Source organism: Streptomyces sp. NPDC005262 (assembly GCF_042872425.1).
Classification (GTDB): Bacteria; Actinomycetota; Actinomycetes; order Streptomycetales; family Streptomycetaceae; genus Streptomyces.
In genome coordinates, this window is the sequence record NZ_JBIAKK010000014.1 from 16,116 (window position 1) to 29,043 (window position 12,928).

15 protein-coding genes and 2 pseudogenes are annotated in these 12,928 nt (G+C 65.4%); 7 read left to right on the forward strand and 10 right to left on the reverse strand.

Annotation, left to right across the window (positions count from 1 at the left end; translation table 11 throughout):
* Positions 1-2: 2 nt before the first annotated feature.
* The 5 genes from ACFYP5_RS28340 to ACFYP5_RS28360 all read right to left on the reverse strand — a co-directional run bounded on the left by ACFYP5_RS28340 (position 3) and on the right by ACFYP5_RS28360 (position 4,015).
* Positions 3-2,084 (reverse strand): hypothetical protein, encoded by a 2,082-nt coding sequence (locus ACFYP5_RS28340; RefSeq protein ID WP_389041305.1) that lies wholly within the window; start codon positions 2,082-2,084, stop codon positions 3-5.
* A gap of 169 nt (positions 2,085-2,253) precedes the next feature.
* Positions 2,254-2,544, reverse strand: coding sequence for a lactococcin 972 family bacteriocin (locus tag ACFYP5_RS28345; protein WP_389041307.1), 291 nt, complete (start codon positions 2,542-2,544; stop codon positions 2,254-2,256).
* A 304-nt stretch (positions 2,545-2,848) separates the two neighbouring features.
* Positions 2,849-3,205, reverse strand: coding sequence for a hypothetical protein (locus ACFYP5_RS28350; RefSeq protein WP_389041309.1), 357 nt, complete (start codon positions 3,203-3,205; stop codon positions 2,849-2,851).
* A gap of 4 nt (positions 3,206-3,209) precedes the next feature.
* The gene (locus ACFYP5_RS28355; RefSeq protein ID WP_389041311.1) at positions 3,210-3,494 is read right to left on the reverse strand and encodes a hypothetical protein; all 285 of its coding nucleotides are present in this window, start codon (positions 3,492-3,494) and stop codon (positions 3,210-3,212) included.
* A 299-nt stretch (positions 3,495-3,793) separates the two neighbouring features.
* Positions 3,794-4,015: a hypothetical protein gene (locus tag ACFYP5_RS28360; RefSeq protein WP_389041313.1), complete on the reverse strand. Its 222-nt coding sequence runs from the start codon at positions 4,013-4,015 to the stop codon at positions 3,794-3,796.
* Between the two features lie 497 nt (positions 4,016-4,512).
* Here ACFYP5_RS28360 and ACFYP5_RS28365 point away from each other — a divergent pair, with 497 nt between their 5' ends.
* Both ACFYP5_RS28365 and ACFYP5_RS28370 read left to right on the forward strand, forming a co-directional pair.
* Positions 4,513-4,824 carry a hypothetical protein gene (locus tag ACFYP5_RS28365; protein ID WP_389041315.1) on the forward strand — a complete coding sequence of 104 codons (312 nt, stop codon included), beginning with the start codon at positions 4,513-4,515 and terminating at the stop codon, positions 4,822-4,824.
* Positions 4,825-5,016: 192 nt separating this feature from the next.
* Entirely contained in the window at positions 5,017-5,493 is a 477-nt protein-coding gene (locus ACFYP5_RS28370; RefSeq protein ID WP_389041317.1) for an NUDIX domain-containing protein, read from the forward strand.
* 27 nt (positions 5,494-5,520) lie between these two features.
* Here the strand turns inward: ACFYP5_RS28370 and ACFYP5_RS28375 are convergent, their stop codons facing one another.
* A complete protein-coding gene (locus ACFYP5_RS28375; protein ID WP_389041319.1) occupies positions 5,521-5,931 on the reverse strand; it encodes a RidA family protein in 411 nt (136 codons plus the stop codon).
* 485 nt (positions 5,932-6,416) lie between these two features.
* Here ACFYP5_RS28375 and ACFYP5_RS28380 point away from each other — a divergent pair, with 485 nt between their 5' ends.
* From ACFYP5_RS28380 to ACFYP5_RS28395, 4 genes and pseudogenes are all read left to right on the forward strand, one after another.
* Positions 6,417-6,983, forward strand: coding sequence for a dihydrofolate reductase family protein (locus ACFYP5_RS28380; protein WP_389041321.1), 567 nt, complete (start codon positions 6,417-6,419; stop codon positions 6,981-6,983).
* Positions 6,984-7,107: 124 nt separating this feature from the next.
* Positions 7,108-8,064, forward strand: coding sequence for an IS481 family transposase (locus ACFYP5_RS28385; protein WP_389041323.1), 957 nt, complete (start codon positions 7,108-7,110; stop codon positions 8,062-8,064).
* Between the two features lie 32 nt (positions 8,065-8,096).
* Positions 8,097-8,321, forward strand: a pseudogene (locus ACFYP5_RS28390) (integrase); the annotation flags it as partial.
* 547 nt (positions 8,322-8,868) lie between these two features.
* Positions 8,869-9,000 (forward strand): annotated as a pseudogene (locus ACFYP5_RS28395) (hypothetical protein); the annotation flags it as partial.
* Positions 9,001-9,036: 36 nt separating this feature from the next.
* Here ACFYP5_RS28395 and ACFYP5_RS28400 read toward each other — a convergent pair.
* The 3 genes from ACFYP5_RS28400 to ACFYP5_RS28410 all read right to left on the reverse strand — a co-directional run bounded on the left by ACFYP5_RS28400 (position 9,037) and on the right by ACFYP5_RS28410 (position 10,870).
* Positions 9,037-9,252: a hypothetical protein gene (locus ACFYP5_RS28400; protein WP_389041618.1), complete on the reverse strand. Its 216-nt coding sequence runs from the start codon at positions 9,250-9,252 to the stop codon at positions 9,037-9,039.
* Positions 9,253-9,383: 131 nt separating this feature from the next.
* Entirely contained in the window at positions 9,384-9,809 is a 426-nt protein-coding gene (locus ACFYP5_RS28405; protein ID WP_389041325.1) for a hypothetical protein, read from the reverse strand.
* A gap of 461 nt (positions 9,810-10,270) precedes the next feature.
* On the reverse strand, positions 10,271-10,870 hold the full coding sequence (locus ACFYP5_RS28410; protein WP_389041327.1) for a hypothetical protein: 600 nt from the start codon (positions 10,868-10,870) through the stop codon (positions 10,271-10,273).
* Positions 10,871-11,276: 406 nt separating this feature from the next.
* Here ACFYP5_RS28410 and ACFYP5_RS28415 point away from each other — a divergent pair, with 406 nt between their 5' ends.
* Entirely contained in the window at positions 11,277-12,209 is a 933-nt protein-coding gene (locus tag ACFYP5_RS28415; RefSeq protein ID WP_389041329.1) for a Ku protein, read from the forward strand.
* On the opposite strand, the gene ACFYP5_RS28420 is transcribed toward ACFYP5_RS28415, so the two are convergent.
* Positions 12,210-12,548 carry a DUF6233 domain-containing protein gene (locus tag ACFYP5_RS28420; protein ID WP_389041331.1) on the reverse strand — a complete coding sequence of 113 codons (339 nt, stop codon included), beginning with the start codon at positions 12,546-12,548 and terminating at the stop codon, positions 12,210-12,212.
* Positions 12,549-12,928 lie beyond the last annotated feature (380 nt).

The following is a 12,928-nucleotide window of genomic DNA, read 5'->3' on the forward strand; positions in this document are numbered from 1 at the left end:
GCTCAAGTGGCGATTGCCCCTTCCTTTACGATGCGCCGATGAAACACTCCGAGAGCGAGAAGGACGGCACAGAATTCAATGAGAACCAGCCCACCGATAGCACCCAGGTCCAGCGTGGTGATCTGGACGGGAGGGAAGGGGGAAGGGATGCCTCGAGAGGTGAATTCTTTTACGTCCTGATGCTCCTGCCACACCTGAATCGGCACCCACCAAGCAAGGAAAGCCGCAACAAGACCCTCCACAGCGAGTATCAAGCGGTGGTTGGCAATGAATCTCCAACCGTTGATGTGTTGAGCGAACACGGATTGGGCATTCTTGCGTGAGTGAATGATGCAGACACCGAAGCCGGTGATGAGAAGCACGGCCACGGATGCGATGAGGTTGAAGAGAAGCAATCTGAAGTCGTTCACGGCTTCCCTCAGTCCTAGTGCGGCGTTCTGCCCCACTGGATTCACCGCCGCCACATAGGCTTGCAAGCCGTTTTTGTTTGCATCAAGGGGTTTCAGGACGTCGCCAGGATGAGGAAAGACGATCCCGTCCTGCGTCGCGAAGGTGGCATAGGCGTCATCGGTGAGAATATTCGAACCATTGGGGACCACGACGAGGACCGGATCGCGAAGCAAAGTCCGATCATCGTCCGGAGTGTAGGCGGCATTGGGGCTTCGATCACCGGAGTTGTACCCGAACACACGCTGACCGCTCTTGGCCTGGAGCACGTCCACCTTGAGCCGCCGACGCACATCCGCATCCAGTCTGCCGAACACATCAGGGACCGTTGCCCTGATGTCCGCTGCATGGCGGCCGAGAGATGCAGGGATGATCAGCCGCACCGAATCGGCCTTCTCGTCCCTCTTGCTGCGCGGCACCGGCAAGTACCGCTGCCCCTTCAGCCCGAGGACCGGTTGTTTGTCGAGGAAGCTTTCATTGACGACAAGCATCTCGCCCTTGGGGAGGCGAGCACTGGAGGAGATGTTCTGGAGATCCTCGCGCCCGGCAACGATGATCTCGCCTGCCGCATCGGCTTGGCGCAGCCAGCGCCCCACCTGCGCGACCACCGACTTCGAGTCGCCTCCCCAACTGCCGTTGAGACGGATCGTGACGGCATCGCCCACCTTGGCATAGATGTCCTGGTTGTCCTGCCGTGCCATGACGTGCTGGCTCGCCAGTGTGACGTCCATGGCGAAGCCAAGGGCAAGCAGCACTGCGGGGATGCGCACCAGGTACGTAGCGACAAACGCCGTTCTGGCAGGCAGCTCACCCTTGAGGGCTCGCAGTGCACCCACCCTGAAGGTGAGAGCGAGCGCAGCGGCATGGGCAACCAGCACGAACAGGACGAGCAGGCCGGCGAGGCACGCAGCCACCACCGTGAACAGACCCAGCCAGGCGAGACCGTTGTAGAGGCTGAGGATGACCAGTACCGCCGCCCCGACAGTGCCTGCGGCCGAGGCCCAGAAGACCGCCAGCTGTTTGAGATCACGAGCAAGGAGATCCATGAAGGAATGGCCTTGCAGGCGCAGTACTCCATAGTTCTTGGCGCTCAGCAGCACACTTGCGCCAGTCATGGTCACCGCGGCGAGAGCGACCACCCAGAAGGACCAGAGCAGATCATCGCCCGAGAAGAGAAGGGCCAGCTCACTGCGCGCAAGAGGATGCTGCACACTTGCGCCCAGGCCCAGATCGGCGAACTCCGCCACCAACGCGTCAGCGGCTTCGCGCGGTCCGAAGACGTAGTAGAAGCCCCGTGGGTCACGCTGTCCGATCTCGACGATCGGATGCACGTCCGTGGTGATGTGCCCGCTGAACGCCGGGTAGCCCTCCTTCAGCCACGACGCTGCCTCGGAGTTCGAATCACCCGAGGCCAGATACAGGTGCCGGCGACCATCGGGATTCTTCACATCCGGCAACTCGCGAGCCACCGCTACCCCGTGCTCATGCGAGAACGCGGTGATCGCCCGGGCAACCTGAGCACCGCTCACCGAATCGTCGGACTCGGACACCCAGATCTGAGCCGAACTGCCCAGCACCAGCTCCTCGTCCAGTCCTCGAACGAACAGAAAGGACATCATCGCCGAGAAGACCAACACGGCGGCATGGACGAACTTGATACCTCGGTGGAGCATCGGTTACCTAGGCTCGGGCACTCCAGGAGCGCGCATTCACGTTGATTGAAGATGAAGACCTGGCTGCGGAGCCAAAGCACAAGCCCGCAGCCAGGAGCAGCGGCTCAGGATTCAGGGCCGCGTGCGCGACGCATCAGCACGCCGGGTCGTAGTACGCCTTACTGACCGTCAGAGCCTTCTCCGCGGAAGCCTTGGACCACAGCTTCTCCTTGGTGCAACCGCTCTTCGCCCAGTACTTACCCTCGACCGACGAGGCGTGGTAGTTGTCCTTGTGATAGTAGTTCGAGTACACGTAGTCGCCGCCAACGGCGTGGCTCCACCTGCCGCCGCCGACGTCTTCGGAGGTGGCCAACGCGGGAGCCGCAGCGGCCACGATTATGACGCCGGCAGCGGCAACAGCCTTGATTCCGTTCATCTTCTTCATAATTGACTCTCTTTCGCTTTTCGATCTGGCTGGCATTTTAATTCGGAGCACACCGCACAGACGGCCGAAAGACCCCCACCGTCTGAATGACATCGCTATCGACCGGCATCCTGCCAGAAATTCTCCGCCTCAGCGGTTGTGCGCTGCCGAGTTCGAATGACTGGCTCGCCCGGTATCCCATGTCTGGGAGAACTCTCAGCGCTCACCCCGAAGTCCCTTTCCGGGTGGATTTCCAATCTTCCGTGCGATGCGCGGTAGTTTTGCTACGGCGTTCCACAGAAAAAAACAGACCGCAGGAAACGGCTCAGGCAGCAACCCATGGAACGGGACAGACATGTGGGTCCAGGCCCTCAGGGCACAAAGCCTTGATCACTGCCTTACGGATTGTCCGCCAGGTCCTCAGGGAGCACACCACATGGACGCACAGCTCAACCGGCTCCCGGGCACCGCTGCTCTGGCCAGGATGCTCCGCGGCCCACTGTTCCGCCAGAAATTCGTACACGTCAGCGGTCTTCAGTTCGCTCCCGAAAACCGTGTGCGCGACCCTCTCTTCGACGATACGGGCGCTGCGGAAACCGACGGCCTCCTCAACAAGCTGTCTGGCCCAGGCCAGCCCCTGCTCATCTGCGTACAGGCCGAAGTTCAGCGTGCGCGTCCTCATTGCATCAGCCCTTCACGATCTTCTTCTTGTCGCAGTGCTTTGCACGATAGCCCTGGGACATCTGGTCGTTGGCGTCCTTGAGGGCCGCCTTCCATGCGTCCGGCTGCGTCTTGGCCCAGCCGTGCCCGTTGAAATACCCGTGGGCGGAGCTGTCTGAGATGCGCCACTTGACGCACTGCACGGTCGCATTCCATCCCCCGGCCGCCTGCGCGGGTGCGGCAACTCCAAAGGCGAGCGCAGCCGATATAGCAGCGGCGACAAGGGGGGAGACGGCAAGCAACTTGCGCATGTCTGTTTCTCCAAGAATTCGATGTGCCAAATGGCAGGGGGCAGTCAGGTTGTTGTGGCCCACACCTGCCCTGCTACTGATAGGCATGCCAGATAACGCCTCGGCCACACAGGCCGGGCGAAATCTGAGAGTTGGTCCCCCTACCCCCTGGGTCCACCCGCCGTCGGAGGTCAGCCGACCGGGTGAGCATGCCAAAACCTACGGGACGTGAAGGCTTTTTATCAAGCGATTACCGATGTTTGAATCCTCAACCTCCGCTGGTACATGCGTGCTTGGGAGGATTTCACGTCGAAGTTGATTTAGTTCGCAACGAATTGATGGCTCATCACACTCCGCCAGAACAACGCGGAGAGCCTTTTCCGCCTTCGGGCCGAGGTCGGCCGGCGCTTGTCAGTGTCGGGCCATAGACCCTGGCGGTCGACGAAGATCTTCTGCTCGTCCGGGTCGATACTGCCGACCGTGCTCGCCGGGAGCAGGACCTCCAGGACCATGACACCGGCCAGCACACCGCGGACCACCATGGCAGGCCACCGCCGACCCGTCGGGTCGCACGTTATCGATCAGCTCTCGGAGCCCCCACGCCGCAGCGCCGCAAAGGCGTCGGACCAAGTCGCCATCCCGTATTCGGTGACGAGCCTCGATACCCCGTCGGACATCACGGCGGCGGCACGCACACCTCCGAGTGCCGTCGTACCCGTCAAAGCGTGTTCCGCTGCGTCTGAGCTGGCGGCCGCAACCCAGTAGCTGTTTCCCCGATAGAACCCTCTGAAGTCGCTCAACTCGCCTTCGCGGATTGGCACCTGCGGCGGTACCCACCGGACCGTCGCTGAGCAGGGCGAGAATGGTCGGTAGCCGTCGTCGGTGGCCACCCTCGGACGGCCCACAGACGGCCCGGCCCGCCGGTGGAGTGGGCGCGGGACAGCCAGAGGGCCTGTGGCTTGGCGCGCGGCGCATACCGGTTCCTGAACCTCAGCCGACGGGGTCCGGCCCCATGTAGCGTCAGCGTCAGGGGGATGAGATGAGCTTCGACGAGAATGAACCGCAGTCTGTTCGTGAGCAGCGCTTCGCGGCAGAACGGGCCAGGCGCAGAACGGCACGCAAGGCTGCGTCGCTCGACCTGTGGGGAGCCCACGTAGGCGCGGTCATCGTGACCGTTGCCCTGGTGTTCCTCAGCTGGTACGGCAAGCTGGTCGCTCTGGGCATCGTCAGCGGAGTCTTTCTGCTCTGGTTCGCCGCAGCCCTCGCGTGGGCCTACGCAGACGGGGACCACGGTCGGCACGCCCTCCAGCGCGCGTACAACGTCACCTTCGGATGGGGCAACGGGCTCTGAGCACCAAGTACCTCGCAGCACATTGGCCATGCCCCGGGTCTCCTATGTGGGCGCCGGCGCGAGTCCATCGGCAGATTTACAGTCCGCCCCCAGCCTCCCCGCGGACCAGACACTTCCTCAGTCGCTGAATGTGGCGCCCCACACCAACCCCACGGGCCACCACGAGAGTTGGGGGTGGCAGAGAATGTCGGGATGGCCACTCCGAGAATCCGTGTCGCCGCGTACGTGATCCGGCATTCCACCGTTCCCGAGCTCCTCGTGTTCGACCACGTGGGCATTCCAGAGGCCGGTACTCAGGTCCCCGCGGGCGGTGTCCGACCTGGCGAAGACTTGAGACATGCCGTCCTACGAGAAGTCGCCGAAGAGACCGGGCTGCTGACCGCCTCAGTGATCAGGAAGATCCTTACCGAAGACAAGCCCCACCCCGACACGGGGCAGCCCCGGAGAACTACCTTCTTCTGGCTCCAAGCGCCCACGGGCACCTCCAACGCATGGGACCACCGTGTGTGGGGTGATGGAGACGACTCTGGGTTCACCTTCGCCTGCCGCTACTTGCCGCTTCCTCTGAAACGGGCGCTGGCCGACAACCAGGACACCCATCTGAGGCACATCAATCCGCTATGGGTCTTGCCGGCGCAGCATCGGGATGTCGTTGGTGAAGGCTGCTGATCATGCCGCCACAGCGGGTCAGTGGGCTCAAGAATCGAGCACGGCCGCGACGGCCTCGATCTCGACGAGTTGATCCTTGTAGCCGAGCACGGTGACGCCCATCAAGGTGCTGGGGACGTCATGGTCGGCGAACGAGTCCCGGACTACCTCCCAGGCAGCCACCAGGTCCTCTCGCCGGGCCGACGCGACGAGGACCCTTGTACTGATGACGTCCTGGAGCGATGCGCCTGACGCAGCGAGGGCGGCCTGCATGTTCTCGATGGCCTTCGTTGCCTGACCCGCGTAGTCACCGATCGATGCCGTGGAGCCGTCATCGTTCAGCGGACACGCCCCGGCGAGGAAGATCAGGCGTGACTCGGCGGGCGCCGTGGCCGCGTAGGCGTACTCGGCGACGTCGGACAGGGAGGCAGAGCGGATCAACGTGATGGCACGAGCCATAGTCGGCGGGTCCTTTCCTATCGGGTGCTGAGCTCGCACATCCTGCCAACACCCCGTTGGTTCCCTCCTTCCCTTTTTTTCTTCGCCGCCCGCCCTGTGCCGTCACTTCTGCTCGACAATCACGAGCCGAGTGATCACCAACCGGATCGGGATACGGGCGGTGGCCGGCTGCCCCCGGCTCTGCCGGTACTTCCTGGCCGGCGGCCGGACCGCCCCTGTAAGGTCTCGCCGCTCGTGACATGTCGATCTTGCGTGACCTGGGCGTTCTTGGCTGTCTCACGGCATCGTCACCCATGATCAGTCTCAAATCCGTGGCATTTCCTCGCGAGGGCGAGGTCGAGATCAGGCGGCTTGCCCGAGTCGGCCGAGTACACCACGCTGAGCCCCGAGCACGAGGACTACCGGCGAGCCCGGATCGCGCACCGATGAGTTTCCCGCGCCGCGCTGGTCTATACGCCGGACACCCACGGACGGAAGGCTGGGCCATGCGGAAACTGATCTACGGCATGAACCTGACCCTGGACGGCTACATCGCCGCGCCCGGCGACGACATCGGCTGGAGCGGACCGCCGAGCGACGAGCTGTTCCAGTGGTGGCTCGACCACGAGCAGGCGAGTGGCCTGTCGCTGTACGGGCGCAAGCTGTGGGAGACGATGAGCTCCTACTGGCCGAGCGGCGACCAACAGCCCAACGCCACCCCGGCGGAGATCGAGTTCGCGCGGAACTGGCGGGACACGCCGAAGGTGGTGTTCTCCTCGACGATCGACAAGGTCGACTGGAACACCCGCCTGGTCACCGGCGACGCGATCGCCGAGATCACCCGGCTCAAGGCCGAGGACGGCGGCCCGATGAACATCGGCGGCGCGACGCTCGCCGGGGCGGCCATGCGCGCCGGGCTGATCGACGAGTACGCGATCGCCGCCCATCCGGTCCTGGTGGGCAGCGGCACGCCGTTCTTCACCGCGCTGGACGGCTGGGTGAACCTGAACCTGGTGGAGACGCGGACGTTTCCCGGCGGCGTGGTCCTGACCAGGTACGAGACGAGGCGCTGAGCAGCAGCACCCACGCGCTAGTTGTATTGATCACGAGCGTTGTTGACACGTCGTGGGGCTTGATCATGACGAAGACCTCCGGTGTGGTGGAGCTGTCTAGGACTGCACCGCACCGGAGGTCTTCGTGTCCCACCGTAATGCCCGTCTGACCGTTCATGGCAGGCGGCTCCTGGTCGAGCGCGTCAGCTCCGGGCGTCCGGTCGCCCATGTCGCGGCCGAGATGGGCATATCCCGCACCACAGCGCACAAGTGGGTCCGCCGGTTCGCCGCCGAAGGCGACGCGGGCCTGCACGACCGATCCAGCCGACCCCGCACCACCCCGCACCGGACCCCGGCCGCCACCGAGGCCGAGGTCTGCCGGCTGCGGCAGGAACGCAAGCTAGGCCCCGCCCGGATCGGCCCGATCCTCGGCCTGCCCGCGTCGACCGTGCACCGCGTCCTGACCCGTAACCGCCTGAACCGCCTGGCGTTCCTCGACCGGCCCACCGGACAGGTCATCCGCCGTTACGAGCGCGAGCGCCCAGGCGAGCTGGTCCACATCGACGTCAAGAAACTCGGCCGGATCCCTGATGGCGGAGGCCACAAGGTCCTCGGACGACAGGCCGGACGCGCCACCCGCAGCAGCATGGGCTTCGACTACGTACATTCCGCCGTCGACGACCACACCCGCCTGGCCTACAGCGAGATCCACTCCGACGAGAAGGTCGCCACCTGCACAGCCTTCCTCCTCCGCGCCGCCGCGTTCTTCCAAGCCCACGGCATCAGCCGCATCGAACGCGTCCTCACCGACAACGCCTGGGCCTACCGCAAAGGCCTCGCCTGGAAAGAAGCTCTCGCCCACCTCGGTGCCACCGGCAAGCTGACCCGCGCCTATCGGCCCCAGACCAACGGCAAGGTCGAACGCTTCAACCGCACCCTGATCGAGGAATGGGCCTACGTCCGCGCCTACACCAGCAACGATGAACGCACCGCGGCCCTGGACGACTTCCTCCACAGCTACAACTACCATCGCTGCCACACCGCACTCGGAGGCCAGCCGCCCATCAGCCGAGTCAACAACGTCGCAGGGCAATACAGCTAGTCCCACGGTGATGTCGTATACGACATCGATACCTTGAGCAGATGTACCGGGCCATGCTCGATGCCGGCCATGCGCCGTCCCACGTGGTCAAGGTGCACCGCATCCTGTCGCGGGCCCTGAAGATTGCCCACCGTCGCCGGATGATCGGCGAGAACGTCGCCGGACTGGTCGACCCGCCCGGCATCGCCGAGACCGGGGCGAACCCGTTCACCCAGGAAGAGGCGAAGGCGTTCCTAAGGGCCGCTCGCATCTCTCCAAGACGCCATGCGCCGCATGGGAGACGCCTTCCTGCCCGCCCCGGAACAGGTGCCTAGGCCCGCGACTGAGACCAGAAGTGAGACTGGAGACCGCCGCGCGGCCCGCTCCCGCGCCCGCCGCCGCATCCGCTAGAGACAAAAGCCCAGGTCAGAGCACATCTGACCTGGGCTTCATCGGAGCCCCCTGTCGGATTCGAACCGACGACCTACGCATTACAAGCTGTCCGGGCTTGTTCCACGACGGTCCGGGGGTGTCCAAGAGAGGGCTCGCCTCGCAGGTCAGGTGACGCGCTGGACGTTCGTGGACGGGTGCAGACCGCGTCGGATTAGGCAGCAATCGAGACTAGAATTGAGACTGGCGGCCGCCGTTGCGTCACGGCCACGGACAGCCCAGCACTGCGAGTGCCCCGGGAAGCGCCCGAGACCGAATCGGTCTGCCGGCGCGCCGACGGACTGCCCTTACGACCTCTTGTCGGAGTCGTGTGGGGTCCAGGACGTCCCTCGGGAGCAGCTCGCGGACCTGCGCCAGCAGGCTGAGGAGAAAACCGTGACCCGCGTCCGACGATCGTGGGACGTCACGGAGCGCCAGCGGTCGGTACTCGCCGCGATACGCGCCCACATCGCCGATCACGGCGAGGCGCCCACCGTGCAGGAGATCGCTGCGGCCGTCGGCCTGGCTAGTGCCGCATCAGGCAACGTTCGCCCTGTGGAAGCGTCACTGGATTGCTGCGCTGGGGCGGCAGCTGGACGACGAACCCGACCCGGCCGTCCGCCTGAGCGGGGATGGCTGCTCGGTGCGGGTGAGCACGGCCTGGACGGCGTCACGCTGGAGCCGCAGGTAGATGACGACGGTCTCGTTCCCGGTGAGCTGCTGGTTGAGGTGCGCCAGGATCGCGCGGAGGCGTGGCGGATCGGGCGGCAGCTCGGACATATGTTCGATTGAATCACCCGGGTCGCGGTCGGTCGAGACGGCCCCCGGCCGGACAAGAAACGGCCCCCGCCTCGACGGAGACGGGGGCGATCCAGCGCACTACTCGGATGCCGGAATGTCTGCCGGTCAGCCTACGGATGCCCGTAGCGCACGCACTTGAAGTACGTGGGCGGAGGCGCGGACCCGTCATCCAGGCAGACCCGGACGACCGCAGCTCCGCCAGGGGCTTCAGCCGGCACGGTGAAACTGAACGGCACGATCTCGCCGGCACACGACCTGGTGTTGCTGTATCCGACTCCCAGCTGCCCGTTGCCGGCGTCAAGGGTGAACGCCGTGGTGCCTCGGCAATTCTCCTGGTCAGCCGACTTGTGGACCCCCTCCACGAGGACCGACCGGCCGTACCAGGTCAACGTGCCAGTCGTGTACGTGTTCGTGACGGTGACGTTGAAGGGGGTGGTGGGGTAGGCCGCGGGTTGGGCGCTGGCTGTGGGCGCGGTCAGGAGCATGCCCGTGGTCAGTGTGACGGCGCTGAAGGCTGCGGCGAGATGGGTGCGCAAGTCGTCTCCAGGAGTGAGGCCGGTCCGGTGGCTGAACGCCCAGTCTCCTGGCCAACATTGGGTCGCGTCCACGACAGATCGAGCCAACCGCCGCTACCCCGGCCGACGCCGACACCAGCTCATCCGTCCGGCGCCTCCCTCTTCGGCCACTCCCACTGTCCTTCTCATCGGGCCACGTCGTCAGAGTAGCCATCGACAGGGCGAACGTTGCCTGATGCGGCACTAGCCCTTCGTCAGTGCTGTACCAGCTGTGCCGCCTTGAGGAGCCAGGGGTCGTTCGGCGCGCTCGGGGCGCCGACTCGCGGGACTACCGGCTCAGCTGACGTCCGACGACGCCCGCCCCTCGTCGAGCATCAGCTGCTCAGGCTGGCCCAACTCCCGACGCCCGTACTCGACTCCGCATGAACCCGTACAAAGAATCTGTACGGGTTCACTCGGCCTCTCGGTCTACGGCGCGCTGGCTAAGAAGTCGCGTCGGCGCAGGTGGCGTAGACATTGATGAGCGTCGCGATCGGGGAATTCTCGCGGATCGCGATGAGCCACCCGTCGCCACTTGGGGTGGGCGAATCCCGGGAGATGACGGGTCCGGGGTCGAAGAGGAAGTAGCCGCCACCGATGACGAGCTTCCCGGCGGGGCAGGGGGCCTCGAATGACTGCGAGCCGCCTGTCCCCGCTTCCACGGTGAACTGCTTCTCCACGAATTCGTACCCGGTGAGCCCTCCGGCCCCGGCGGGCCCCTGCGCGCCTGTCGCGCCCTGCGGTCCGGCGGGGCCAACAGGCCCCTGCTGGCCCTGCTCGTTCCAGGTGACGAGGACCTCGGAGCGGCGGCATCGCTCGCCGCCCTCGTAGTCGATGACGCGGAGGTTGCCCGTGCCCTGGTTGTAGTTGCTCGTGCCCTGGTTGTAGTAGCCCGTGCTCTGGTAGTAGTTGCCCTTGCTCGGGTTGTAGCAGCCGGTGTAGACGCCGTTCGCGTCTGGAATATCGGCGTATGCCGTGCCGCAGAGGCCGACCGCAAGGCCGAGAGCCATAGCGGTGGTCACTGCGATCCGGGATGAAAGCATGAGTGCACTCCTGAAGGCGGGATGGATGTCTGCTGAGCCATTCCTGACGCCCTCTCTCCCAACACCGACCATCGTGAATCTCCCCCGCTTGCCCTGCCCCTGAGCGGCATACGTGGATCAGATGGGCGAACCCTTTCACCAGCGATCTGGCCGATTATCGAGGTCAGGGATGGTGTCGCGCATGAAAGTAGGCGGCCCGCCGGTGTGGTCGGCGCGGTGATCGTCTCCAGTGTTCGTGAACGCCACACGCAGCAGACCCCCTCAGGATCAGACAGGGGCGCTGACGTGCCCCGCAGTGCAGGCCGGGATGCGCGGGGCCCGGTCCGGCACGAGGATCGATGTACGGGTGGTGGCATAGATGTCCCTCCCTGCTGCGGCCTGGACTGCCGCCCGACAGGAGGTACCCATGCCGTCGACGATCTGGAGCGGCGCTATCAGCTTTGGCCTGGTCACGATCCCTGTGCGTGTATCGTCCGCCACCGAAAACCGGTCGATCGCGTTCCATCAGTACCACCTCGAAGATATGGGGCGGATCCGCACCCGCAAGATCTGTGAGATCGACGGCGAGACCCTGAGCCAGGACGAGATCGGCAAGGGCTACGAGCTCACCAAGGACGAGGTGATCCCGGTCTCGGACGAAGAGCTCGACCAGATGCCGCTGCCCACCGCGAAGGCAATCGAGATCGTCGCGTTCGTCGACCGCGAGTCCATCGACCCGGTCCGGATCGCCGACAGCTACTACCTGTCGGCTGACGGCGCCGTGGCGGCCAAGCCCTACGTTCTTCTGAGGCGGGCCCTGGAACGAACTTCGAAGGCGGCGATCGCGAAGTTCGCATGGCACAACCGGGAGCGCCTCGGGTTGCTCACCTTCCGCGACGACGCCCTCGTCCTCCACTCGATGAAGTGGCCGGACGAGGTGCGCGCACCCGACGAGCTCGCCCCCGACGCGATCGACCTGGACGAGGACGAGATCAAGCGGGCCATGGCGCTGATCGACTCCATGGCCGCCGACGACCTCTCCAGCTACCGCGACCACTACCGCGAGGCCCTGGAAGAGGTCATCGAGGCGAAGCGCGAAGGGCAGGAGCTGCCCGAGCCGGCTGCCAAGGAGGACAAGGGCACCGGCGGTGTTGTCGACCTGATGGAAGCGCTGGCCGCGAGCGTGCAAAGGGCCAAGGAGTCCCGCGGGGAGACCGGTGAGGATGCCACGGTCCACGAGATGAAGCCCCGCAAGAAGGCGGCCGCGAAGAAGACGGCGAAGAGGGCACCCGCCAAGAAGGCCGCAGCGAAGAAGGCCACGGCGAAGAAGAGTGCCAGCCGGAAGCCACACAGCGCCTGACTACCCGAGCACCCCGAGCTCGGTGTCGGGCCGGCAGTGGATACAGGCCCGGACCCCATCGGCGAGCGCGGCGAGGGCCTGCTCCCGGGTGATGATGCGCTGCCGTTTCCCAGCCATCCGGCACCCCCCGACGTGCACCTCGACGGGCGGTCGGCCGACGCCGATACCGAGCTCGACAATCCAGTCCGGGGTCGGCGCGCGCCGCTCCTCGCCCTGCCGCTTCTCCCGCTCCCGCTGCTCAGCCGCGGCAATGGCTTCGTCGATGCGGGCCAGCCACATCGCGTACCAGGTCCGCAGGGTGCGGAGGCGTGGCAGGTCGGGGGGCAGAATATCGGACACATGTTCGAGCTTACGCCCCGGCGGGTGTGCAGTATTGGGGTGTCGCCGTGCCAGCATGGTGCGCACCGCGAGGCAGTCAACGAGAGGAGCCGCGGCCTCATGACTGACGCTGACCTGCTGCGAACCCTCGGCGTGGACCCGCCGAAGCTGGACCCGGCCCCGTCGTCGCCGTGGCGAAGCGCAGGCGTCGAGCGGCTGGACGGCCGTCATCCGTGTGTGCGTTGCGGCAGGCCTTCGAACGTGGCTGGGGTCGTCGACGTACCCGGGCATGGCCGGCGCTGGCTGGACCGTTGCGTGCCCTGCCTCATCGCCACCACCCCCCCGCGGCGGCCCCCGCGCACCGCTCACGAACACGCTGGCTCTGCTGCGGGAAGCAGCCC